This window comes from Acidovorax cavernicola, assembly GCF_003581445.1.
Genome location: NZ_QXMN01000002.1, coordinates 73367 through 96373, shown reverse-complemented (window position 1 = coordinate 96373; position 23007 = coordinate 73367). Strand labels below are relative to the sequence as shown.

Here is a 23007-nt window from a genome sequence, read left to right as displayed (position 1 = left end):
CCATGCCCGTTTCATTCCAACGCGTGTACCTCGAAAGCGCCGGCTACTTCATGCCCGGCGAGCCTGTTCCCAACGACCGGATGGATGCCTACATCGCGCCGCTCAATCGCATGTCGGAGCGCATCAAGCGGCGCATCCTGGCCGAGAACGGCATCCTCACGCGGCATTACGCGATCGACGAGGAGGGCGTAACGCGCCACACCAACGCGCAACTGGCGGCCGGCGCGATCCGCGACTGCCTGCAGCGTGGCGGCGCCGAGCTGTCGCGCGTGTCGCTGCTGGCCAGCGGCTCCTCGGGGGGCGACACGCTGATGCCCGGCTTCGCCAACATGATCCAGGGCGAGCTGGCGGCGCAGCCGATGGAAACGCACTCGGTGCACGGCATCTGTGCGGCCGGCGTGTCGGCGATCCAGACGGCGGCGCAGGGCATCGAGCTGGGCGCGCACCGCTCGGCGCTGGCGGTGGCCAGCGAGATGCCGTCGCGCCTGTTCAAGCGCTCGCGCTTTGCTGCGCGCGGCTACGAGACGGATTTCGACTCGCACTTCCTGCGCTGGATGCTGTCCGATGGCGCCGGTGCGCTGCTGCTGTCCGACGGCACACCTGCATTGGCCGGCAAGCCGGGGCTGCGCCTCAAGCTGAAGTGGGTGCACCAGCGCGCCTTCTCGGGCGACTACCCGGTCTGCATGCAGCTGGGCCTGACGGAGAACCGCGAAGACCACGGCCGGGGCCACCTCGATTTCGGCTCATGGGCCGAGGCCGAGGCGGCCGGCGCGCTGTCGTTGCGCCAGGACATCCGCCTGCTGCCGCACCTGTTCGACATCGGCATCCATGAATACGCAGGGCTGGTGCGCGACGGTTGGGTCGATCCGAAACGGGTCGATCACTTCCTGTGCCACTACTCGTCGGAAAAATTCATCCCGGTCGTCGAAGACCTGATGGCGAAGGCCGACCTCGCGATTCCGCGCGAACGCTGGTGGAGCAACCTCGCGTGGCGCGGCAACACCGGCGCGGCATCGATCCTCGTGATGCTGGCCGAGTTCCTGCACACCAAGGCGCTGAAGCCGGGCGAGCAGATCTTCTGCTACGTGCCGGAGTCGGGGCGCTTCATGGTGGCGTACATGCTGCTCGAGGTCGAGGCTGTCGATGCGGCGCCTGTCGTGGTCGCGCCGCGTGCCGCGGCCGTCGTGCCCGACGACGACCTCGTCATCGCGCCGCCGCACGACCCGGCCGCCGCGCCCGAAGGCCTGGGCGCCTTGCTGACCGAGCTGGCCGCCATCTGGCACGACTACCGCTCGCGCGTGTGGCGCACGCCGCTGATCCGCCAGATCCGCGAGCGCCGCTTCGCCGTGCCCGACTACCTGAACTGGATGGAGCAGTGGGTGCCGCAGGTGCGTGAAGGCAGCCTGTGGATGCGCGAAGGCGCCGCGTCGCTGAGCGAGCCGTACCGCATGCTGTCGTCGCTGATCGACGTGCATGCGGGCGAGGAACAGAACGACTTCAACATCCTCTTCAGCGACTACCGCAAGGCCGGCGGCACGGTCGAGTCGATCGACGAGCTGCGCCGCAATCCGGGCGGTGAGGCGCTCAACGCCTACCTGCACGGGCTGGCCGCCACGCGCGATCCGATCGGGTTGCTGGGCGCGATCTACATCATCGAAGGCACGGGTCAGCGCATCGTGCCGGCGCTGCTGCCGCTGCTCAAGGCCAGCCTGAAGCTGCCGCCCGATGCCTTCCGCTTCCTCGAATACCACGGCCACAACGACGAGCACCATCTGAACCGCTGGCTCGCGGCGGTCGAGATGGTGATGGCCGTGGAAGGGCAGGCCCGCGCCGCCCGCCAGATCACCGACACCGCGCGTCACACGGCCGCGCTGTACCTGATGCAGTTCCAGCACATCACGGAGCGAATGAGCAATGGACAGAACGCCTGATTTCCTGACCCAGGCACACGACGAGCGCGACCCCAGTCCGTGGCTGGCGCTGTACCTCGACCAGAGCACGCCGCTGCCCGACGACGTGAAGGCCGCATGGCTGGCCGACTCGAGTTCGGCCTCGCGCCAGTACCTGCTGCCGTTCCTGCGGCCGATTGCGCGGCTGACGATCATCCTGATCCAGATCGTGAAGGTGTTCGTGCCGCGCAACTGGTCGCACTCGGTGCTGCTGCACCGCTTCCTGGCGTGGGGGCTCAAGCGCTTCGTGTCGCCCGAGGCCAACTGGCTGATCCTGCGGCACTTTCACCTCGGCTCGCAGGTGCTGGCCTTCATCGGGCGCAACTCGCCCGCGCCCGTGGGAACGTCGCCGCTGGAGCCGGCCGACATTGACGCGCTGAAGGACGAGATGTTCCTCAAGCACGACCTGAACCTGTTCAACTTCGTGATCCGGCTGAACACGGCGTTGCGCGACAAGGGGTTGGCGCTGTGCAAGGCCGAAAGCGTCGATTTCTCGATGATCAAGTCGCCGGCGCTGCGGCTCGAAGACATGCCCCAGGGCAAGCTGAATTTCCTCGACCTGCAAAGCGCCATCGAGCTGTTCACGCCGCTGTACCAGCTGATGCTGACCGACAACGATTTCTGGCGTGCGGCCAACTCGCTGCAACTGGACGAAACCATCGGCATCTACGCGGCAACGATCCTGAATGCGCCGGAGCACCTGATCCTGGTCAACAACAAGCATCCGCTGGTGCCGCTGTCGACCTTGCGGGCCGGGCACCGGCTGGTGATTCACGGGTTGTCGACCGAAATGCTTCACAGCCTGCTCCATCGCATGCGCGCGGCGCAGGAGACCGGGGCGGCAGAGACACTGGCGCGGGACCCGCCCCTTGCATAGGGGTATGCTGTCCCCACATGCAAACCATGAATACGACCCGAAATCCGTCTCCCAAGACCGATCTGGCTGTGACCCACGTGCTGGCTCAGCTGCTGGAGAGGCTCGAGCACAGCGCTGTGCCCGTCGGTGCCGAGCAGTACCGCTCGGTGGTCGAGCACCTGGTGCATGAATTCGAAGACGTCGAACCCGGCGCCGAACTGGGCCAACTGCTCGATGCCTATCCGGCCGCCTCCGAGGTCTACGAAAATATGAATTACCAGCACGCGGGCCTTTGCCGCTCCGCGCTGGACGTTTCGCTGGCGGCCGAAGGCGCGGCCAGGGAAGCGATTGCCCGCGCGATGCGCGGTGACGAACCGAACAAGGACTAGATGCATGGCCAAGGGTGAAGTGAAAACAGCAGTGGTGGCGGACGGCCTGCGCTACAAGTCGAAGGCGCCGGGCTCTCCGTTCCGCGCCTCGGCGTCGTTCAGCGGGGCCACCATGTCCTGCTTCATGTGCGGCAAGCACCGCGTGCGCTCGCAGCTGCGCACGCGCCAGGTGCTGGGCAAGTCGCAGACCGTCTGTGCGCCTTCGTGCAAGGCACTCGACGAGGCCCTCGAGGCCGAAGCGTCGTCGAGCTGAGCGGCTAGCACAACGCCGCGTCGCGTTGGCGACATGGCCTCATCGGCATGTCGTCGATTGCCTTCCATCCCGGTCGCAATCGATATACAGTTGGACACAAATGATGCAAGTAATTGCATTTGATCTAAAGTTCTAATTTGTAGCCGATGACCACACAATTCCAGCAAGAAGGCGATCGGTGCCCCGCAGCGGGCGTGGATTTTTCTCTGCGTGGAGGGCCTGAGCTGTGAACAAGCCGCGCCACGTTGTCATGCAGGTCGTCAAGCGCTCATCGGGCAGCGCGACGCACCATGTCGAATTCCTGATGGACGACAACTTTGCCGAGCGCCTGCGCCAATTGCGCTCGCTGGTGCCGCCGCTGGGCGCTCTCAACAAGCAACGCGACCTTGTGATCGACAAGGTGCGTGTGCGCCTGCCCAACGCCATCTGGCGCTCGGGCAACGAGATCGCCATCGACGGCGGGGTGGACGGCTCCTGCATCGTGATCGCGGCCGAGGGCTCGTTCAACTGCGGCGGCAAGGACCGCCGCACGCGCGAAAAACTCGTGACCTACAACTTCTCGATCGCGCGCCTGATCGAGTTGCATGGCGAGCGCCCCGAAGGCGAAACGCTCTACATCCGCGACGGCGTGTTCGCCAACGACGAACCGGCCGAATCGCCGGCCGGCCGCTGGGTGGCCTCGATGCACGAACTCGAAGTGGTGATGCGCGTGCCCGACGCACCGTCGGATTTCGACACGCTGCACGACCTCACGATGCGCGCCGACGGCCAGCCGACCCAGGCGGGCGTGCTGAGCCCGCACCGCGCCAGCATCTACTGACCGAGGCCTGCCTCAGGCCGAGGTGGCCGCCGGCGCACCCACCGGCGTGAACTGCGCGCCGTTGTCGGCCAGCCAGCGCGCCGAGAGGCTGCTGTCCTGCTGGTCGGGGTGGAAGTCGCTGCGCAGATAGAGGCGCCAGCCCGCAAGGTTGCCCCGCAGCAGCCCGCCGCGGCCCAACAGGATGCGCGCGGCGCTCTTCCAGGTGGCCCATTTCCACAATTGCTTTTCATGCCGCAGGTTGTCGACCGTCTGGCGCATCAGGTCGCCGAGGAACATCACTGTCACGCGGCGGAACCAGCGCGTGCGCCATTCGTCGGAGCCACCTGCGGCCTTGTAGATGTCGAAGGCGACGCTCTTGTGCTCCAACTCTTCCGCGCTGTGCCACAGCCACATCGTGCGCAGCCGGGGCTCGGCGCCGTCGAGGATCTCGGGGCGGGCCAGCAGCCACTCGGCGAACATCGCCGTGAAGTGCTCGGTGGCGGCCGTCACGGCCAGGGCGTGGCGCGGATCGGCGCCGTCCATCAGTTCCATGCGCTTGCTGGCGCGCGAGGTCCAGCGGTCGACCAGGCCCTGCTGGTCGAGGTGCGCGTTGAAGAGCGAATGGATGCGCCGGTGCGTGGCCTCCTGCCCGATGAAGCCGCGCACGTCGGCGCGGTAGCGCTCCTGCACCTCGGGCGGCAGCGTGGCCATGGCGTCGCGCACGGCGTCGATGAAGAACTGCTCGCCGAAGGGAAAGCTCATCGACAGGGCGTTGAAGAAGGCTGTCGAGAAGGCATCACCCCCGCACCAGTCGCGCGAAAAGGGCGGTTGCAGGTCGATCAGCAGGCGGCGGACAACGAGTTCGGTCATGGGGTGGCAATTCCTGAGGTCGTGGACACAAGCGTTGGTACAGATTCGTACCGCATGCCGCCATGGTGCAATTGTGAACTGGTACTGTCAAGTACCGAGGCGTAGGAGAATGAAACGCACATGACTGCCACCATCGACAAATCGGCCCCGTCCGGTGCCGCCGAAAGCGCGCCGAGCGAGCACTACACGCGGCTGTTGCAGGGCATGGCGCATGCCGTGGCGGCCAAGGGCTACGCCGACACCACCATCGCCGACATCGTGCGCGAGGCGGCCGTGTCGCGGCGCACGTTCTACGAGCACTTCAGCACCAAGACCGAGTGCCTGATCGCGCTGTACGAAACGGCCAGCCGGCTCGGCCTGCAGGCCGTGAGCGAGGCTTTCGACCCGGCCCAGCCCTGGCACACGCAGGTGGAGCAGGCGATGACCGCGTACATGGACTACCTCGCCCAGGACCCGGTGCTGCTGCGCACGTTGTTCGTCGAGATCCTGGGGCTGGGCCTGCCGGGCCTGGCTGCGCGGCGCCGCGTGAACGCCGAGATCGCCAACTTCATCCAGGTGGCGATCAACAGCAGCGAGTCGGGCAATACACCCGAGGTGCCCGCGGCGCACCTCAGCAGCCAGATGGCGATGACGGTGGTCGGCGGCATCAACGAACTGGTGCTGCAGGCCATCGAGCAGGACCGCGTGGGCGACCTGCGCGAGTTGGTCGCGCCGGCCACGCGGCTGGTGCGCGCGGTGGCGGCGGACAGCCGACGCTAGGCGCGTTCGGCCGCTTCGTTCTTGCGCGGCGTGGCCGCGGCCCACAGCACGAGCAGGCCCGCAACCACCATCGCCGCCAGTGTGCCCAGGTACGGCAACACGTCGTGCAGCGGCGCACCCATCTGGTTGAGCCGCAGCGAGGCCTGGATGCCCGCCGTGCTCGGGAACAGCCAGCGCAACGCCTGCAGCGGCGCGGGCAGCGCCTCGACCGGCCACGAGAAGCCGGACAGGAACGCCATCGGCAGCGCAGTGAACAGCAGCACCTGCAAGGCTCGCTCGCGGTCGCGGAACCAGCAGCCCAGCAACAGGCCGAGCACACAGATCGCGGGCACGTAGAACAGCAGCAGCACCAGCGCACCGAGCGGATTGCCGCCGCGCGGATAGTCCTGCAGGAAGAACACCCAGCCGAAATAGAACACGCCGCTCAGCACGCCGAAGCCCGACAGCGCGCCCAGCCGCCCCAGCCACGCCCCCATGCCCGCGCGCAGGCGGCGGGCCTCTGCCCAGGTGCCGGCCAGCATCGCGGTGCCCATCAGCAGCGTCTGCTGCAGGATCAGCAGCGCCACCGCCGGCACCACGTAGCTGCCGTAGCCCTCGGTCGGGTTGAACAGCGCCACCAGCTGCGTGTTGAGCGGACTGCGGCTGCGTGCCGCCTGAATGGCGCTCTGGCCGCCGGCCTGCAGCTTGCGGATCTCGACCCCGGCCGACACCGTGCCCACCGCTTCCGAGAAGCCGTACAGCACCGCCTTGTTCAGCAGCGCATACGCGCCGTTGCCTTCGATGGTGACGACCGCCGGCGTGCCGCGCAGCACGTTGCGCTTGAGATCCTGCGGCAGCAGCGCATAGCCTTCGATCTCGCCGCGCCACAGCGCCTGCTGCGCCTCGTGCACATCGGACGTGACCATGCGCACGTCCAGGCGCGGGCTGGCCATCGCGAAGCGCGCGATCTGCCGCGAGAGCCCGCTGTGGTCCTGGTCGACCACCGCCACGGGCACGCGCGTGACGGCTTGGGTGCCATAGGGCCAGGGGTAGAAGAAGCCGTAGATGATGGGCGCGAGCAGCATGATCAGCAGCACGCCTTTGTCGCGCAGCACGGCGAGCGCGGTGTCGCGCCAGGCGGCGGCGAAGCCTTGGGTGGACGTGTTGTTCATCAGCGGCCTCCCCAGGTATCGGGCGCTGCAGCCGCACGCAACAGCAGCGTGGCCGACACGGCCAGCAACATGATCGTGCCCACCACCATCCACAGCGGCGTGGCCGCCGAGTACGCCACGGGCGCGCCCATCTGCAGCTGCTCCATCTGCACGCGGATGTAGTGCGTGTAGGGCAGCAGTCCGGCCCACAGCTGCGCGAGCAAAGGCATGGCGACCAGCGGAAAGCCCACGCCGCCGAACGCGAAGGCCGGCGCCGTGATGAAGCCGGTGGCCGACAGCGCGGTGCGCAGCGAGCGCGTGAGGCTGGCCACGAAGGCGCCCAGCGCGATCGACAGCGCGAGGAACACCATCAGCGCGAACAGCGTCCATCCCACCGAACCGACCGGATGCCAGCCCCGGCCCGCCGTGATCCACAGCATGGCCGCGATGCCCACCGCCGACAGGCTCGCGAACGGCAGCATCAGCTTGCCCGCCAGCGCGGCCAGCGCCTCGTTCCAACGCGGTGCGGCGCCGAGCCAGCCGCCGAGGCTGCGGTCGCGCAGCTCGCGGCCCACGGCCCAGGCGCCGGCCGTCATCGCGAGGATGTGCAGCAGCGCCGGAATGAGCGCGGCGCCGAGAAACTGCTCGTAGTCGGTCGAGGTGTTGAAAAGCGCCACCATGCTGGCCTTGACCGGGTCCATGCTCACGCGCGCGGCCTTCATCGATTCGCCGCGCTTGTTGCGCACCGCAAGCTCGACGCCGGCCGACATCGTGGCCACGGCGGTGCGCACGTCGCGCTGGATCAGGCTCGAATGCGTGCCCAGCTGCGCGTTGTGCAGCAACACGATCTGGCCGACACGGCCCTGCTTGACGTCGCGGCTCAGGTCGCGCGGCACCTGCACCGCCGCATCGACCGCGCCGCTGGTGAGCGCGCGCTGCATCTCGGCCTCGTCGGCGTACTGTTGCGTCACGCGCAGGCCCGGCGTGGCGTCCAGGAAGCGCGTGAGCTGGCGCGAGAGGGCGGAGTGGTCCTGGTCGAGCACGCCGATCGGCAGGCGCTCGGGCAGGCCGGCCGAGAAGATCCACCAGATCAGGAACACCGCGAGCAGCGGCACCCACGAGATCATGGCCAGGTCCCAGGGGCGTGTGCGCAGCAGCGCGAATTCGCGCCGGGCGCTGGCGGTGGAAAAGCCGCGCAGGCTCATGACAGATAGGGGCTCAGTCCACCAGCACGCTCATGCCGGGGCGCGCACCCTCGATCGGCTTGAGCGGGCGGGCGCGGACCTCGAAGGTGCGCACGTCGAAGCCGGCGCCGCCGCGCGTGGCGCGCCAGGTGGCGAAGTCGGGCAGCACGCCGCTGTAGTAGACCTTGAAGCGGGCGGTGCGCCGGTCTTCGGGCAGGGCGGGCAGGCGAGCGTCGAATTCCTTGTCGAGCGCGAAGCGGGCCAGCCGGTCTTCGCGCACGTTCAGCACCACCCACTGGTCGTTCAGGTCGACCACCGTGACCACCGCCACGCCCTGCGGCGAGAGTTCGCCGACCTTGGCGAGCACCTTGGCCACTTCGCCGGCGACCGGGCTGCGCAGTTCGGTCTCGGCCTTGGCGGCCTCCACCTCGGCCACCACGCCGGCCACCTGCCGCGCCTGCGCGCTGGCGGCGGCCTTGTCCTCGGGGCGGGCGCCGGTGCGCGCCATGTCGTACTGGGCCTTGGCCGCCACAGCGGCGTCGCGCGAGGCCTTCCAGTTGGCCTCGGCCTCGTCGCGCTTCTGGTCGGCCACGAGGCCGTCGCGCGCCAGGCCGTCGACACGGCGGAATGAGGTCTGCGCGAGCTGTGCGGCGGTTTCGGCGCGCTGCCATTGCATGCGCGCCATTTCGATCTCTTGCGGGCGGGCGCCGTTCTGCGCCTTGTCGGCCACGGCCTGCGCGGCCTGTTCGGCGGCGGTGGCCTGCGCGAGCTTGGCGCGCACCTCGGGGCTGTCCATGCGCACCAGCAGGGCGCCGGCCTGGATGCGATCGCCTTCCTTCACCGCCACTTCGGCGATGCGCGCCGTGACCTTGCCGGCCACGTCGGTTTCGCGCGCTTCCATCTGGCCCTGGAACACCTCGGGCGCTGGCTGGGCGGCGCGCCAGAAGCCCCAGACGAGCAGCACCAGCACGAGCAATGCAGCGGCGATGGCGATCAGTTTTCGGGTCTTGGCACTCATCATGGTCAGTTCACCTTCACGTCGGCGCGCGCGATGTAGTCGGAAAAAGTCTCGGACAGGCCCGCGCTCTCGAGCAGTTGCGCGAGCGCCTGCACGTAGTCGTTGGCGGCCTGCGCGCGTTCGGTCAGCACCTTGGCCTGGTTGGTCTCGGCGTCGATCAGGTCGAGCGTGGTGCTGGTGCCTTCGCGCAGCCCGGCGGTGCGCAGCTTGACCACCTCCTGCGCGAGTTCGACCGAGGCTTTCATCTCGAGGTACTGGCGGCGCGCGTTGTCCAGCGCGCGCCAGTTGCGTTCGACCAGCAGCGAGATGTCGCTGCGCGCCTGCAGGTCGGTGCGCTCGGCCTGTTCGACCTGCTTGTGCGAGGCGGCCGACAAGGCATTGCGGTCGACCGAGTCGTACAGCGTCCAGCGAACGCCGAGGCCGGCCACCCAGTCGGCGTTGCCGCTCTTGATCTCGCGCGTGCCGAACGCGATCACCTGCGGACGGCGCAAGGCTTCCTCGCCTTCGTGCAGCTGCTCGGCCTGCGCCTTCTTGGCCGCAACCTTGCCCAGGCCCGGATGCCGCGTGAGCGCCGCATCGATGAAGTGCCCGAGCGGTTCGATCGGCGCGCTGATGAGGAACAGCGGCGTCTGCGGCGTGACGCTGCCTTCGGCCCGCACGGTGTGCGCCAGCGCCACGGCCGCCAGTGCGGCGTCGTTCTCGGCCTTGCGGGCGTTGCGGCGCGCCTCTTCGTAGGCGGCGCTGGCCTGCAGCCGCTCCACGCGCGAGATCACGCCGGCCGCGAGCATCTTCTGCGCCGCCGCGTCGTGCTGGGCGATGGTGCGCTCGGCCTGCAGGCGCAACGTGGCGGCGCGCTGCGCGAGCTGGGCGCCGAAGTAGCGCTGCACGAGCAGCGTGTCGACTTCGTGGCCGGCTTGTTCGGCGTCGGCCTGCGCTTCGCGCGTCTGGGCCGAGACAAAACCGCGCACCGCATCGGTCGCGCCGCCCAGGTAGAGCGGCCACACCGCCGACACCGAGGCGTTGGCACCGGTGTCGTGGCGGTTCAGCGTGTAGCTGTTGGGCAGCTGCGGAATCGGCACGCGCGAGATGAAGCTCTGGATCGACGGCGGCAGCGACGAGCCGATCTGGCCGAGCTTCTGATTGAGCGGGTCGAGGTCGAGGTTCAGGTTCGCGTTGTACGCATAGGCCAGCCCCGAGATGCTGACCACGGGCCCCCCGAGGCGCTTGACGCCTTCGCTCTGCAGTTCCTTGGCCTCGACGGCGATGCGCGCGGCGGCCAGCTTGTCGGAGCGCTCGACCATGCGCTGGCGCGCGGCGTCGAAGCTCAGCGCCAGGGCGCTATCGCTTCGGGGCTGCTGCTGCGCAAAGGCCGCACTGCCCGCGAGGGCCGGCAGCAGCGACAACAGCAGGGTCGGAAGAAGAGCAACGTGCGGGCGAGGAGGTGGGCGTGTCATCGGCATCAGGCGGTCTTGTGCAGCAGGGCGTCGAGCTCCTGCTGCAGGATCACGGGAAAGGCGGCCTGCACCGCCCCGGTGGCCAGCGGCCGGGCTTTCTCGAGCAGCTGCGCGGCGCGGCCGGCATCGAGTGCATCGCCGGAGAGCAGGCTGTCGGCCAGTGTGCGCAGCCAGCGCCGCGCGACGGTGCGCAGCGTGCGGACCATGGTTTCCTGCATGCCGATGACCGCCTCGAGCGGCAGCCCCAGTGCGGCGAGCTGCTCGGCCACCTGCCCGAGTGCCGGGCTCAGCACCTGCACCTGGCCGTCGGGCAGCTCGCGCATGAGGCCGGCCCGGGTGGCGCGGCCGAGCAGGGCGGGTGTCATCTGGCCTTGCCACTTGGTGGCCAGCGCCTGAGCCGACACCACGACCGGCGTTTCTTCGGCGAACAGGCTGCCCGATACCGAGCGGGCCACGGCCAGCAGGTCGGGCCAGGTGGAGGCCGGTGCGCGCGCGAAGATGCGGCGGATCGCCTCGATGCCGAAGCCCTGTTCACGCAGTTCGCGGATCAGCGCCAGGCGTTGAATGTGATCGGGGCCGTACAGGCCGAGCCGGCCCTGCAGCCTTGGCGGCGGCAGCAGGCCGCCCGTCGTGTAGGCGCGGATGTTGCGCACCGTGACGCCCGTGCGCGCCGCCAGGGCCTCGATGGAGAGGTCCTGGAGGGCGGAGGAGTCGGGGGTGGCGGTGGATGCGTTCATGTGACAGTTTCAATGTTACATCGAAAATGTTGCATAAAACCAGCCCGGATCGCACGGTCCGGGCGCCGCATCCTCAGCCCGGCTTGCGCTGCGCCGGGTCGTAGAAGAACTGTTCTTCGGCGATGCGCTCGCCGTCCCAGCGCTGCCAGGCGATCTCTTCCATGCGCATCTGGCGTCCGTCCTTGAAGGCGAACTCGAAGATCCAGTGGATGGCGACGTGGTCGCCGTTCACCAGCACCGGCCGCACGCAGGTCGACACGACCGACTCGGTGCGCGCGAGCACGGCGCTTTCCTGCGCGACCAGCGTGCTGCGCCCGCGCCGCGGCTCGGCCTGGTTCTCGCGCATGGTGGCGTCTTCCGTGTAGAAGTCTTCGATCGCTTGGGCATGCGCGCCGCCTTCGACGGCGGCAATGAAGGCTTCGAGCCGGGCGGGCGAGGGCATGTCAGGACTTCACTTTCACTTCGACCCGTCGCGCTTCCGACGCTGGGCCATCGGCCTGCGACTGCTCGGGCTTGGCCAGCTCGATCTTGTCCTCGGCTGCGCCCGCCGCCTTGATGGCGTCGCGCACGGCCATGGCGCGCTGCTTGGCCAGCTCGGCGTTCTTGGCCGGGTCGCCGCTGGCGTCGTGGTAGCCGCTCACCAGCACGGTGCTGCCGCTTTGCACCGCCTTGATGACATCGGCCAGCGCCTCCTTGGCGTTGGGCGCCACCTCGGCGCTGGCGCTCGCGAAGTAGAACTTCACGACGCCGTTCTCGACCTTCACCGCCGCGGCCTCGGTGGCCCCCGCGGCTGCCGAGGCGAGGGTGGCGGCCGGCGTGGCCGCCGGTGCTGCCGCTGCGGGCGCAGTCGCCGCGGGCGGCGTCTCGACCTTGGCCGGTACCGCCGCTGCCGCATCGCCGGCGTGGAACTTGACCACCAGCGGCACGATCAGCAGCGCGACGATGTTGATGATCTTGATCAGCGGGTTCACCGCCGGGCCGGCCGTGTCCTTGTAGGGGTCGCCCACGGTGTCGCCGGTGACGGCCGCCTTGTGCGCCTCGGAGCCCTTGCCGCCGTGGTGGCCGTCCTCGATGTACTTCTTGGCGTTGTCCCATGCGCCGCCACCCGTGCACATCGAGATGGCGACGAAGAGGCCCGTGACGATGGTGCCCATCAGCAGGCCGCCCAGCGCCTTCGGTCCCAGCAGCAGGCCGACCAGGATCGGCACCACCACCGGCAGCAGCGACGGGATCATCATTTCCTTGATGGCCGCGCCGGTCAGCATGCCCACGGCCTTGCCGTACTCGGGCTTGCCTGTGCCTTCCATGATGCCGGGGATGTCGCGGAACTGGCGGCGCACTTCTTCCACCACCGCACCGGCCGCGCGGCCCACGGCCTCCATGGCCATCGCGCCGAAGAGGTAGGGAATCAGCCCGCCGATGAACAGGCCCACGATCACCATCGGGTCGCTCAGGTTGAAGCTGATGGCCTGGCCGAAGCTCTCCAGCTTGTGGGTGTAGTCGGCAAAGAGCACCAGCGAGGCAAGGCCGGCCGAGCCGATGGCGTAGCCCTTGGTCACGGCCTTGGTGGTGTTGCCCACCGCGTCGAGCGGGTCAGTGATGTCGCGCACGCTGGCGGGCAGCTCGCTCATCTCGGCGATGCCGCCTGCGTTGTCGGTGATCGGGCCGTAGGCGTCGAGCGCCACCACGATGCCGGCCATGCTCAGCATCGAGGTCGCGGCGACCGCAATGCCATAGAGGCCCGCGAGTGCGTAGGAGGCCAGGATCGCGATGCACACGAAGATCACCGGCCAGGCCGTCGAACGCATCGACACGCCCAGGCCCGCGATGATGTTGGTGCCGTGGCCCGTGGTCGAGGCCTGTGCGATGTGCTGCACGGGCTTGTACTGCGTGCCGGTGTAGTACTCGGTGACCCACACCAGCGCAGCCGTGAGCGCCAGGCCCACGAAGCAGGCGCCGAACAGCTTCAGCTGGCTGCCGCTGGCGCTGATGGCGTTGTCGGGGACGATCCAGCTCGTGACGAACCAGAACGCGATCAGCGACAGGATGCCTGCCACCGCCAGCCCCTTGTAGAGCGCCGGCATCACGTTGACCATGCCCGGGGAGGCCTTCACGAAGAAGCAGCCGATGATCGACGCGACGATCGACACGCCGCCCAGCGCGAGCGGGTACAGCACCGCGTTCAGCGGCGCGGCCGTGACCATGAGCGCGCCCAGCACCATGGTGGCGATGAGCGTCACCGCGTAGGTCTCGAACAGGTCGGCCGCCATGCCGGCGCAGTCGCCGACGTTGTCGCCCACGTTGTCGGCGATCACCGCCGGGTTGCGCGGGTCGTCTTCCGGAATGCCGGCTTCGACCTTGCCCACCAGGTCGGCGCCGACGTCGGCGCCCTTGGTGAAGATGCCGCCGCCCAGCCGCGCGAAGATCGAGATCAGCGAGGAGCCGAAGGCAAAGCCGATCAGCGGATTGAGGATGGCCGCCAGGCTGTGGTCCGCCTTGGGCGCGCTGCCGGCCAGGAACCAGTAGAAGCCCGTCACGCCCAGCAGGCCCAGGCCCACCACCAGCATGCCGGTGATGGCGCCGCCGCGGAACGCCACGTCGAGCGCCGGGCCGATGCCCTTGGTGGCGGCCTGTGCGGTGCGCACGTTGGCGCGCACGGACACGTTCATGCCGATGAAGCCGCAGGCGCCCGAAAGCACTGCGCCCACGACGAAGCCGACGGCGGTGGTCAGGTCGAGGAAAAGGGCGATGAGCACCGCGAGCACCACGCCGACCACCGCGATGGTGGTGTATTGCTTGGCAAGGTAGGCGGAGGCGCCGGCCTGGATGGCCGCGGCGATTTCCTGCATCCGGGCGTTGCCCGGGTCCTTGGCGAGAATCCAACTTCGGGCCCAGAAACCGTAGCCCACGGCCACGAGGCCGCAGACGATGGCAAGTATCAGGGGGGTGTTGCCGCTCATGCTTTGCTTCTCCATTCGTTCGTTGTGACTTGTGGAGACGGACAGCCTGGGCCCTGCGCGCAACGCGTACGGGACCATGTTCTCCGCCGCGTTGCTTCCTCGAAGCTCACTGCACCGGAGGTGCGGAGCCGATTGGCCAACGGTTGCAATTTACAGGCAAAAACACACACGCGTGCGACCGGCCCGTGACACGGAAAGTAAACTCCGGGTTTGTCCCCATCCGTCTCATACTTTTCAACTACTCGAAAAACGTCATGTCCTTCGACAAAGTCTCCCCCGGCAAGAACGTCCCCGACGCCTTCAACGTCGTGATCGAAATCCCGATGAACGCCGACCCGATCAAGTACGAAGTCGACAAGGAATCCGGCGCGATCTTCGTGGACCGCTTCATGACGACGGCCATGTACTACCCCGCCAACTACGGCTACGTGCCGCAGACCCTGTCGGGCGACGGCGACCCGGTCGACGTGCTGGTGATCGCCCCGTACCCGCTGCTGCCGGGCGTGGTCGTGCCCTGCCGCCCCCTGGGCATCCTGATGATGGAAGACGAAGCCGGCGTCGACGGCAAGGTGCTGGCCGTGCCCACCGACAAGGTGCTGCCGATCTACAGCCACTGGAAGTCGGTCGACGACGTGAACCCGATGCGCCTGAAGGCCATCAGCCACTTCTTCGAGCACTACAAGGACCTGGAAGCCGGCAAGTGGGTCAAGGTGCTGGGCTGGGAAGGCATCGACGCCGCCAAGAAGGAAGTTCTTGACGGCATCGCCGCGTACAAGAAGTAATCAGTAAGTAATTTTTCCGCTTGAAGGGCGGCCTGGATGCTCCGGGCCGTCAGCCCCGGACCGCATCGCCCGCCAGCCGCATCCACTCGCGGTTGACGGTGCGCGCATGTGAGTTCCAGTGGCGCGCGGCCTGCTGCAGCTCGTCCCATTGGCGCTGCGCGCCGGCCGTGTCGCCTTGCTGCGCCAGCCATGCGATGTAGCGGGCGCGCGTTTCCACGGTGTTGTACTTGCTCAGCGCGGTCTCGAAGGCTTCGCGCGCTTCCTGCGTGCGGCCCTCGGCGGCGAGCGCGCGGGCGCTCAGCACGGCGACCTCGTCCTTGCGGTAGTCGTCGCGCGTGGCACGCAGGGCCTGCAGGGCTTGTTGTGCCTCGCGGGCCGAGGTCGGGCTGCCTTCGGCGATCAGCGCGCTGGCCAGTCCGAACTGCAGCTCGGGGTCGGAGGCGAAGGGGCCTTTCAGCGCGTCGCGGTAGTGCCCGACGGCATCGGCTGCCTGACCGCGGTCCAGCGCGGCCTTGGCCAGCCGCAGCTTGTTCTGTGCCGTGGGCGCCAGGTCGTAGGCATCGGCGGCGGCGCGGTATTCGCGTTCGGGGTCGATGAAGCCGATCGCCGCGCTGGCCACCTTGCCGGCAGTGCGCTGCATGCGCGACGCCGGCAGGTACTCGACCACGAAGTACACGATGCTGCCGAACAGCGGAAAGCTGAAAAGGATGATCAGCCAGTACATCTGCTTGCCGTGGCGCATGGCATGCACGGCGAAGTACAGCGCGATGAGGATGTGAAGTCCCAGTCCGACGAATGGCATCGGAGCCTCCCTGTGTGTTGTGCCTGGTTGTTTGAGTGCCGGGGCTTTATAGCAGCCCCTTGCACCCCGCCTGATCAGGCAGCCTTGAACGGACTGCGCTCGCCGAGGTGGTCCAGGTAGTTCTCGATGCCCGCGCCTTCGCGCTCGAGGAAGCGCTCGACCGCGTCCGCGAACGACGGATGCGCGAGCCAGTGGGCGCTGGTGGTGCGTACTGGCATCAGTGCGCGCGCCATCTTGTGCTCGCCCTGCGCGCCGCCTTCGAAGCGCGCTGCGCCGTGCGCGATGCACCAGGCGGTCGGCTGGTAGTAGCAGGCCTCGAAGTGCAGGCAGTCGACGCGTTCCAGCGCGCCCCAGTAGCGGCCATAGGCCACCAGCGGGTGGGCTTCGTCCGCAGAGAGCGCGATCAGGCTGGTGGCGATGGGGCGTCCGTCGCGCTCCGCGACGAACAGCAGCCACGCCTCGGGCAGCGTGTCAGCCATGCGCTGGAAGAAGTCGCGCGTGAGGTAGGGCGGGTTGCCGTGTTCACGGTAGGTGCGTTCGTAGCAGCGGTAGAAGAAATCCCAGTCCGCCTTGGAGATGTCGGTGCCGCGCGACCAGCGGAAACTGACGCCGGCCTCGGCGACCTTGCGGCGCTCCTGGCGGATCTTCTTGCGCTTGTCGTGTGAAAGGCTCGCGAGGAAGGCGTCGAAGTCGGCGTAGCCGGTTTCGCCGCCGGGCCGCCCCAAGGCGAAACGCGCCCCCTCGGGGGGCAGCGAGGACACGTCAGTGCCGAGCGCGGGGGCCACATTCGTCCAATGGAACTGCACCGTGTGGCGCAGCATGAGCCCGGCTTCGGTGCACGCGGCGATGTCGGCATCGGCGCCGAACAGCAAGTGCAGAGACGAAAGTTCCTGTTCCTTGCACACGGCCACCAGCCCCTGCACCAGCAGCGTGCGGCTTTGCTCATCGCGCGCCAGCAGCCGGGCGCCGGGCACGGGTGTGAAGGGCGCTGCCACGACTGCCTTCGGGTAGTAGGCGAGCCCGTGCTGTTCGTAGGCGTTGGCCCAGGCCCAGTCGAACACGTACTCGCCGTAGGAATGGTCCTTGAGGTAGAGCGCGCAGGCGGCTTCGAGCACCTGGCCGCGCCACAGCGTGACGAACTGCGGCGTCCATCCGCGCTCGGGCGAGGCGCTGCCGCTGTCGTGCATGGCCGCGAGGTATTCGTGGCGCATGAAGGGCGAGGGCTCGGCCTGCGCGGCGAGCAGTGCGTTCCAGGCTTGCGGGTCGATGTCCGACGGCGACGCCAGAACCCGAATGACATAATCGTTCAAGCCTTTTTCTTCCTTCTGTATGACGCTCAAGCTCGCCATTGCGCAACTGAATTTTGTGGTGGGCGACCTCGTCGGCAATGCGCAGAAGATCGTCGGCGCCGCACGCGAAGCCCATGCGCAAGGCGCGCGGCTTCTGCTGACCCCCGAACTCTCCATTGCCGGCTATGCGGCGGAGGACCTGTTCCTCCGTCCCGCCTTCACCGAAGCCTGTGATGATGCCGTGAAAGGCATCGCCGCTGCGCTGGCCGATCTCAAAGACATGGTCGTGGTGGTGGGGCATCCCAGCGGCGGCAGCCTGCGCAGCCGCTCGGTGGCCGTGCAGTTGCGCCACAACGCGGCCAGCGTCATCAAGGAAGGCCGCATCCTCGAAACCTATGCCAAGCGCGAGTTGCCGAACTACCAGGTGTTCGACGAGCGCCGTTACTTCACGCCGGGGCAGGGCACCTGCGTGTTCGAGGCGGGCGGCGTGTCGGTCGGCCTGCTGATCTGCGAAGACGCGTGGTTCGACGCGCCGGCCGAACTGGCGCGCGATGGCGGCGCCGAGGTGCTGGCGGTGATCAATGCCTCGCCGTACCACGTGGGCAAGGAGGGGGAGCGCGTGGCGCGCATGGCCGACCGCGCGCGCGCCGTGGGCCTGCCGCTGGTCTACGCGCACCTGGTGGGCGGTCAGGACGAGGTGGTGTTCGACGGCGCCTCGTTCGCGCTGCAGGCCGACGGCACGCTGGTCGCGCAGGCCGAGAGCTTCCGCGAACGGCTGGTCTTCATGGAGCTCGCACGCGGGGCGCAGGGCAGTGTCGGCGTCGTGGCCGACCCTTCAGCCATTGCCGCGCCGCGCGACGCCGAGGCGCAGCTGTGGGATGCGCTGGTGCTCGGTGTGCGCGACTACATCGGCAAGAACGGTTTTCCGGGCGCGATCCTTGGGCTCTCGGGTGGTATCGACTCCGCGCTGGTGCTCGCGATCGCGGTCGACGCGCTGGGCAAGGACAAGGTCCGCGCGGTGATGATGCCGTCGCCCTACACGGCCGACATCAGCTGGATCGATGCGCGGGACATGGCCGGCCGGCTGGGCGTGCGCTACGACGAGATTTCGATCGAGCACACCTTCGAGTCCTTCAAGACCGCGCTGGCCGAGGAGTTCAAGGGTCGGCCGGAAGACACGGCCGAGGAGAACATCCAGGCCCGCATCCGCGGCACGCTGCTCATGGGGTTGTCGAACAAGTTCGGCGCGATCGTGCTGACCACCGGCAACAAGAGCGAGATGGCCACCGGCTATTGCACGCTCTACGGCGACATGGCGGGCGGCTTCGCGGTCATCAAGGACCTGCTCAAGACCACGGTGTTCGCGCTGGCACGCTGGCGCAACGCCCACGACCCCTACGGCACCGGCGCAGCGCCGATTCCCGAGCGCATCATCACGCGTCCCCCGAGCGCCGAGCTGCGCCCCGACCAGACCGACCAGGACAGCCTGCCGCCCTACGACGTGCTCGACGGCATCCTGGCACGCTACATGCAGGACGATGAGGGCATCGACGAGATCATTGCCGCGGGCTATGACCGCGCCGTGGTCGAACGGGTTGCGCGGCTCATCAGGATCAACGAATACAAGCGGCGCCAGGCGCCGGTAGGCATCCGGGTCACCCACCGAAGCTTCGGCAAGGATTGGCGTTACCCTATCACCAGCAAGTTCAACGAAACCGCCGGAGCACAAAACCCATGAAGCAGATCACCGCCATCGTCAAACCCTTCAAGCTCGAGGACGTGCGCGAAGCCTTGGCCGAAGTGGGCGTCACCGGCCTCACGGTGACCGAGGTCAAGGGCTTCGGCCGCCAGAAGGGCCACACCGAGCTGTACCGCGGCGCCGAGTACGTGGTCGATTTCCTGCCCAAGATGAAGGTCGAAGTGGTCGTCAACGAGAGCGACGTGGAGCGCTGCATCGAGGCCATCGTCAGCTCGGCACGCACGGGCAAGATCGGCGACGGCAAGATCTTCGTGACCGAGGTGGAGCGCATCGTGCGCATCCGCACCGGCGAAGAAAACGAAAACGCAGTCTGAAGCTCGCCCCCAGGCTGCGCGCACTTCGTGTCGCTTCGCCAACCCCCTGCCGGGGGCAACACCTGAGGCCCGGCGGAGCCGGTTCCTCGGTGTTTCTGGAATGAGCCCGGGGCCCGCCGTTCTGGTCAGAGGTTTTCTGACAGGCGGTCTTCGCGGGGGTGCAGGGGCACTTCCGCTCGCAGGGCGGTCAGCAGTTGCTGGACATCGGTGCCGTTGCGGACCAGGTCCATCTGCCATTCACCCATGAAGCCCTCGCGCACGCTGTGCGCCAGGAAGCTCAGCAGGCCGTCGTAGTAGCCGGCGGTGTTGAGGATGCCGGTCGGCTTGTCGTGGTAGCCGAGCTGGCGCCAGGTCCAGATCTCGAACAGTTCTTCAAAGGTGCCGATGCCGCCCGCCATCGCGAGAAAGGCGTCGGCGCGCTCGCCCATCATGGCTTTGCGCTCATGCATGGTGTCGACCACATGCAGTTCGTCGCACAGCGGGTTGGCCAGTTCCTTGTCGACCAGGGCCTTGGGGATGATGCCGACGACGCGGCCGCCAGCCATGCGCGTGGCCTCGGCCACCGTGCCCATCAGGCCGGTGCGGCCGCCGCCGTAGACCAGCTGGCCGCCGTTCTGGCCGATCCATTGGCCCACGGCCTGCGCGGCCTGGGAAAACTCGGGGCGCTCGCCGGGGCGCGAGCCGCAATACACGCAAATCGAAAATTCAGGGGTCATGCCGCGATCATGCCGCAGGCGGCAGACCCGCTCATGACACGAAGCGTTGCCACAGGGCCGCGGCCCAGATGCCGCCGCACAGCGTGAGCGACAGCAGGACAGCGGCGCTGCCCATGTCCTTTGCGCGCTTGGAGAGGTCGTGCCACTCGGGCCCGATGCGGTCGATGGCGGCTTCGACGGCGGTGTTGAGCAGCTCGACGATCATCACGAGGACGGCGCTGCCGGCAAGCAACGCCACCTCCACCCAGCTGCGCCCGAGCCAGAAGGCGGCCGGGATCATGAGCATCGACAGGATCGCTTCCTGGCGGAATGCCGGCTCGCTCCAGCCGGCGCGCAGGCCGTGCAGCGAGATCAGGGTGGCATGCCAGACGCGCTCGAAGCCCTTGCGGGCCTTCTGGGGGTTCACGGCGGGGTCGGGCAAGGCACTCATTGGCGGCTCATCGGCTTGGAGGTGATGAGCCGCGTGCCGGCCCAGGCGTCGTGCCAGAACTGGCGATCGGGGTGAAAACGGGCCAGCAGGGCCCAGACGGCGACCCAGCCGAAGATCAGCACAGTCGATTCGCCGCCCGACAGCTTGAATGGGGCGATGGCGGCGAGCGGCGGCAGGAACCAGATCCAGCTCAACAGGTAGCGCCCCAGCGCGCGGCCCTGCGTGACCGGCTGGCCATGACAGTCGACGATGCGGATGTTCCAAGTCTTCATGGCCAGCGTCTGCCCCTTGGCCCAGAACCAGACGAAGTAGACGCCGAACACCACGAAGAGAAAAGCCTGGAGCAGGTGTCGCCGCTCATCCATGGCGTCGCGCATCTGGCCCAGCGTGCTGAATAGCCAGCCGGACACGAACACGACCGCGAACAGCAACATGCCTTCATAGAGCCAGCAAGCCATGCGCCGCCACAGGCCGGGCACTGCGGCGGCGGGTGCGTTGGGAGCGGAGGCAGAGGGCGAGGCGGGCTGGCCGGGTCCCGAGGTCTCGGGAGAACTGGAAACCATCGAAACCTTCGGTCAGGGGGCAGAAGACGAAGCGGCGGGTGCCGTTGCCGCGGACGGCGCCGGCACCTGGGCTTCGGCGGGCACGGGCGGTGGCGTGAGGTTGCCCGGTGCAGAGGCGGCCGGGGCTGCTGCGGTGCCAGCCGCAGCGGGGGCGCGCTCCGGAGGGGCGGGTGGTGTGGCTGGTGAACTCACCACGACGGCTGCAGACGGCAGCACGGGCGTGGGGAGCGTCGCCGGCACGATGCGGGGTGTGTGCTGTCCAGGCGGTGTGACTGCCGGGACGGGCACGAGTTTCTGCGCCGAAACCGGCCGTACCGGCAGGGCGGCTCCGCGTGGCTTGGGCGGTGCGCGCTCGGCCAGCTTGCGCTTTTCTTCTTCGCTCAGCGCCTGGTACTGCTCCCATTTGAGCTTGCGCTCGTCGGCTGGAACGCGCTTGACCTCGGCGAAGTTCAGGCGGGCCTGCGCGCGCTGCTGGTTGCTCAGGGCTGCCCATTCGATCATGCGGCTGTGCAGCGTGACCTGGTCGTCGGCGGGCATGTTCGCGTAGTTGCGCGACAGCGCCAGCCACTTGCGCTTCTGGCCGATATTCAGTGTGTTCCAGTGAGCGGCCAGCGGCTTCAGGGACAGCTGCTGCTCGGCGGTGAGGTCGCTCCAGAGCGGCTTGGTCGTAGCGACGGCCTTGGGGCTTGCTGCACCGTGGATGGTTGTGGCGGGCGCGACGGACTTGGTGGTCTCGGACAGCGTTTGCGCGCCGGCCAGCGTCAGGCCGAAAGTGGCGGTTGCCAGCGCACTTGCCCAAACGACAACGCCCGCCTTGAGCGGGCGCAGCGGAAGCAGGGCTTCCGCACGGAAAACGGAGCGGCGGCGCATTCGGTCGAGGAGGGTGTTCAATCGGAAGCGCTGTCGGCCTTCAGGAATTGGGCGAAGCCGGGATCGGTGTAGGCCGCGGGCGGCAGGTCGCCCGTCAGCAGGGCCGAGTCGACCTCGGCGAGTTCGCTGGCGCGGTCGTCGTCCTGCATCACGCTGATGGTGATCAGGCCGGCCACCAGCGCGATCAGGGGTACCACGGAACCGATGCGGGTCCACCAACTGCCGCCCAGCGTGACTGTGTGGCCCGACTGGATCGCAACGGGCGCAGTGCGCAACTGGGGCACCTGCTTGCGCGCAGCCACGGCTTGCGCGCGGGCAATGCGCAGGCGCTCGCTGATGTCGTGCGGCAACGCTTGGTTGCCGTCCGACAGCCGGGCCGCCAGTCGTTGGCCGAAGCGATCTTCTGCAGCGTTGGATTGAGAGGTTGGAACCTTAGTGTTCATAGCGAAATTCCCTTGGCCTTGAGCGCCTTGCTCAGAGCGTGGACAGCTCGCGAACAATGGGTTTTGACGCTGCCCTCGGAGCATCCCATTGCGGCGGCCGTCTCTGCGACGTCCATTTCCTCCCAGTAACGCATCAGGAAAGCCTCGCGTTGACGGCCGGGCAACGCTGCGATCTGTTCTTCGATCTCGTGAAAGACCTGGCTGCGGCGGGTGGTGTCTTCGGCGCTCTCCGATTCCCTGGAGTCGGTTGGCGAGACAAAGTTCTCCAGCAGATCGAAATCCTCGCCGTTGTCGGCCGGTTCGAAGTCGCTGAGGTTGGAGAAAAGGGCGCGGCGGGTCTTCTGGCGGCGGAACCAGTCGAGCGTGCAGTTCGACAGGATGCGCTGGAACAGCATGGGCAGTTCCTCGGCGGGTTTGTCGCCGTAGTGCTGCGCCAGTTTCATCATGCTGTCCTGCACGATGTCCAAGGCCGCTTCTTCGTCCCGCACGTGGTAGACCGAGCGCTTGAAGGCCCGTCGTTCGACGTTTTTCAGGAAGTCGGAGAGTTCGTGTTCAGTAGCCAAGCGAGAGGGGGCGGCGGGGCGCGCCGCGTGGGGAGGATGTTTGGCGAACGCTCATGTTTTTTATGCCGCGGATTATGCCTTTGTGCCAAGACAAGGCACCTGAAGCCAGTCTGAACGC

General features: G+C 67.9%; 25 protein-coding genes. 9 read left to right on the top strand and 16 right to left on the bottom strand.

Features of this window, described 5'->3' with window-relative positions:
• Positions 1–2: 2 nt before the first annotated feature.
• From D3H34_RS03285 to D3H34_RS03265, 5 genes are all read left to right on the top strand, one after another.
• Positions 3–1931: a StlD/DarB family beta-ketosynthase gene (locus D3H34_RS03285; RefSeq protein WP_119552026.1), complete on the top strand. Its 1929-nt coding sequence runs from the start codon at positions 3–5 to the stop codon at positions 1929–1931.
• On the top strand, positions 1915–2826 hold the full coding sequence (locus D3H34_RS03280) for a DUF6999 family protein (RefSeq protein ID WP_119552025.1): 912 nt from the start codon (positions 1915–1917) through the stop codon (positions 2824–2826). The genes D3H34_RS03285 and D3H34_RS03280 overlap by 17 nt, the downstream gene beginning before the upstream one ends.
• 17 nt (positions 2827–2843) lie before the next feature.
• Entirely contained in the window at positions 2844–3194 is a 351-nt protein-coding gene (locus tag D3H34_RS03275) for a hypothetical protein (protein ID WP_119552024.1), read from the top strand.
• Between the two features lie 4 nt (positions 3195–3198).
• Positions 3199–3447, top strand: a complete 249-nt coding sequence (locus D3H34_RS03270; RefSeq protein WP_056580179.1) for a hypothetical protein — start codon at positions 3199–3201, stop codon at positions 3445–3447.
• Positions 3448–3697: 250 nt separating this feature from the next.
• A complete protein-coding gene (locus tag D3H34_RS03265) occupies positions 3698–4267 on the top strand; it encodes a hypothetical protein (protein ID WP_286185411.1) in 570 nt (189 codons plus the stop codon).
• A gap of 12 nt (positions 4268–4279) precedes the next feature.
• Here the strand turns inward: D3H34_RS03265 and D3H34_RS03260 are convergent, their stop codons facing one another.
• Positions 4280–5116, bottom strand: coding sequence for a metal-dependent hydrolase (locus tag D3H34_RS03260; protein ID WP_119552022.1), 837 nt, complete (start codon positions 5114–5116; stop codon positions 4280–4282).
• A 120-nt stretch (positions 5117–5236) separates the two neighbouring features.
• Between D3H34_RS03260 and D3H34_RS03255 the strand changes: the two genes are divergently transcribed.
• The gene (locus D3H34_RS03255; protein WP_119552021.1) at positions 5237–5875 is read left to right on the top strand and encodes a TetR/AcrR family transcriptional regulator; all 639 of its coding nucleotides are present in this window, start codon (positions 5237–5239) and stop codon (positions 5873–5875) included.
• Here D3H34_RS03255 and D3H34_RS03250 read toward each other — a convergent pair.
• The 7 genes from D3H34_RS03250 to D3H34_RS03220 all read right to left on the bottom strand — a co-directional run bounded on the left by D3H34_RS03250 (position 5872) and on the right by D3H34_RS03220 (position 14358).
• Positions 5872–7026, bottom strand: a complete 1155-nt coding sequence (locus tag D3H34_RS03250; protein WP_119552020.1) for an ABC transporter permease — start codon at positions 7024–7026, stop codon at positions 5872–5874. The genes D3H34_RS03255 and D3H34_RS03250 overlap by 4 nt on opposite strands.
• Positions 7026–8210 carry an ABC transporter permease gene (locus D3H34_RS03245; protein ID WP_119552019.1) on the bottom strand — a complete coding sequence of 395 codons (1185 nt, stop codon included), beginning with the start codon at positions 8208–8210 and terminating at the stop codon, positions 7026–7028. Before D3H34_RS03245 ends, D3H34_RS03250 begins: the two co-directional genes overlap by 1 nt.
• A 13-nt stretch (positions 8211–8223) precedes the next feature.
• Positions 8224–9210: an HlyD family secretion protein gene (locus tag D3H34_RS03240; protein WP_119552018.1), complete on the bottom strand. Its 987-nt coding sequence runs from the start codon at positions 9208–9210 to the stop codon at positions 8224–8226.
• A gap of 2 nt (positions 9211–9212) precedes the next feature.
• The gene (locus D3H34_RS03235) at positions 9213–10667 is read right to left on the bottom strand and encodes a TolC family protein (RefSeq protein ID WP_286185409.1); all 1455 of its coding nucleotides are present in this window, start codon (positions 10665–10667) and stop codon (positions 9213–9215) included.
• Entirely contained in the window at positions 10667–11398 is a 732-nt protein-coding gene (locus D3H34_RS03230; protein ID WP_119552017.1) for a MerR family transcriptional regulator, read from the bottom strand. The genes D3H34_RS03235 and D3H34_RS03230 overlap by 1 nt, the downstream gene beginning before the upstream one ends.
• A gap of 73 nt (positions 11399–11471) precedes the next feature.
• Positions 11472–11840 (bottom strand): nuclear transport factor 2 family protein, encoded by a 369-nt coding sequence (locus D3H34_RS03225; RefSeq protein WP_119552016.1) that lies wholly within the window; start codon positions 11838–11840, stop codon positions 11472–11474.
• Between the two features lies 1 nt (position 11841).
• The gene (locus D3H34_RS03220) at positions 11842–14358 is read right to left on the bottom strand and encodes a sodium-translocating pyrophosphatase (RefSeq protein ID WP_119552237.1); all 2517 of its coding nucleotides are present in this window, start codon (positions 14356–14358) and stop codon (positions 11842–11844) included.
• Between the two features lie 254 nt (positions 14359–14612).
• On the opposite strand from D3H34_RS03220, the gene ppa reads away from it, so the two are divergent.
• Positions 14613–15140: an inorganic diphosphatase gene (gene ppa / locus D3H34_RS03215; RefSeq protein WP_007834256.1), complete on the top strand. Its 528-nt coding sequence runs from the start codon at positions 14613–14615 to the stop codon at positions 15138–15140.
• A gap of 49 nt (positions 15141–15189) precedes the next feature.
• On the opposite strand, the gene D3H34_RS03210 is transcribed toward ppa, so the two are convergent.
• Positions 15190–15942 (bottom strand): hypothetical protein, encoded by a 753-nt coding sequence (locus tag D3H34_RS03210; protein WP_119552015.1) that lies wholly within the window; start codon positions 15940–15942, stop codon positions 15190–15192.
• Positions 15943–16016: 74 nt separating this feature from the next.
• The gene (locus tag D3H34_RS03205) at positions 16017–17252 is read right to left on the bottom strand and encodes a GNAT family N-acetyltransferase (RefSeq protein WP_119552014.1); all 1236 of its coding nucleotides are present in this window, start codon (positions 17250–17252) and stop codon (positions 16017–16019) included.
• Between the two features lie 19 nt (positions 17253–17271).
• Between D3H34_RS03205 and D3H34_RS03200 the strand changes: the two genes are divergently transcribed.
• Both D3H34_RS03200 and D3H34_RS03195 read left to right on the top strand, forming a co-directional pair.
• Positions 17272–18969 (top strand): NAD+ synthase, encoded by a 1698-nt coding sequence (locus tag D3H34_RS03200; protein ID WP_119552013.1) that lies wholly within the window; start codon positions 17272–17274, stop codon positions 18967–18969.
• Positions 18966–19304 (top strand): P-II family nitrogen regulator, encoded by a 339-nt coding sequence (locus D3H34_RS03195; protein ID WP_056580191.1) that lies wholly within the window; start codon positions 18966–18968, stop codon positions 19302–19304. Before D3H34_RS03200 ends, D3H34_RS03195 begins: the two co-directional genes overlap by 4 nt.
• Positions 19305–19429: 125 nt before the next feature.
• Here D3H34_RS03195 and D3H34_RS03190 read toward each other — a convergent pair whose 3' ends face one another.
• Genes D3H34_RS03190 through D3H34_RS03165 form a run of 6 tightly spaced genes read right to left on the bottom strand, consistent with a single transcriptional unit; the run spans position 19430 to position 22889 of the window.
• Positions 19430–20020 (bottom strand): LOG family protein, encoded by a 591-nt coding sequence (locus tag D3H34_RS03190; RefSeq protein WP_119552012.1) that lies wholly within the window; start codon positions 20018–20020, stop codon positions 19430–19432.
• A gap of 31 nt (positions 20021–20051) precedes the next feature.
• Positions 20052–20450 (bottom strand): diacylglycerol kinase, encoded by a 399-nt coding sequence (locus tag D3H34_RS03185; protein WP_119552011.1) that lies wholly within the window; start codon positions 20448–20450, stop codon positions 20052–20054.
• Positions 20447–21013 (bottom strand): RDD family protein, encoded by a 567-nt coding sequence (locus tag D3H34_RS03180; protein WP_119552010.1) that lies wholly within the window; start codon positions 21011–21013, stop codon positions 20447–20449. Before D3H34_RS03180 ends, D3H34_RS03185 begins: the two co-directional genes overlap by 4 nt.
• A 12-nt stretch (positions 21014–21025) precedes the next feature.
• A complete protein-coding gene (locus tag D3H34_RS03175) occupies positions 21026–21883 on the bottom strand; it encodes a DUF3106 domain-containing protein (RefSeq protein WP_119552009.1) in 858 nt (285 codons plus the stop codon).
• 17 nt (positions 21884–21900) lie between these two features.
• Positions 21901–22326: a DUF3619 family protein gene (locus D3H34_RS03170; protein ID WP_119552008.1), complete on the bottom strand. Its 426-nt coding sequence runs from the start codon at positions 22324–22326 to the stop codon at positions 21901–21903.
• Positions 22323–22889, bottom strand: coding sequence for an RNA polymerase sigma factor (locus D3H34_RS03165; RefSeq protein WP_062478063.1), 567 nt, complete (start codon positions 22887–22889; stop codon positions 22323–22325). The genes D3H34_RS03170 and D3H34_RS03165 overlap by 4 nt, the downstream gene beginning before the upstream one ends.
• Positions 22890–23007: the final 118 nt, after the last annotated feature.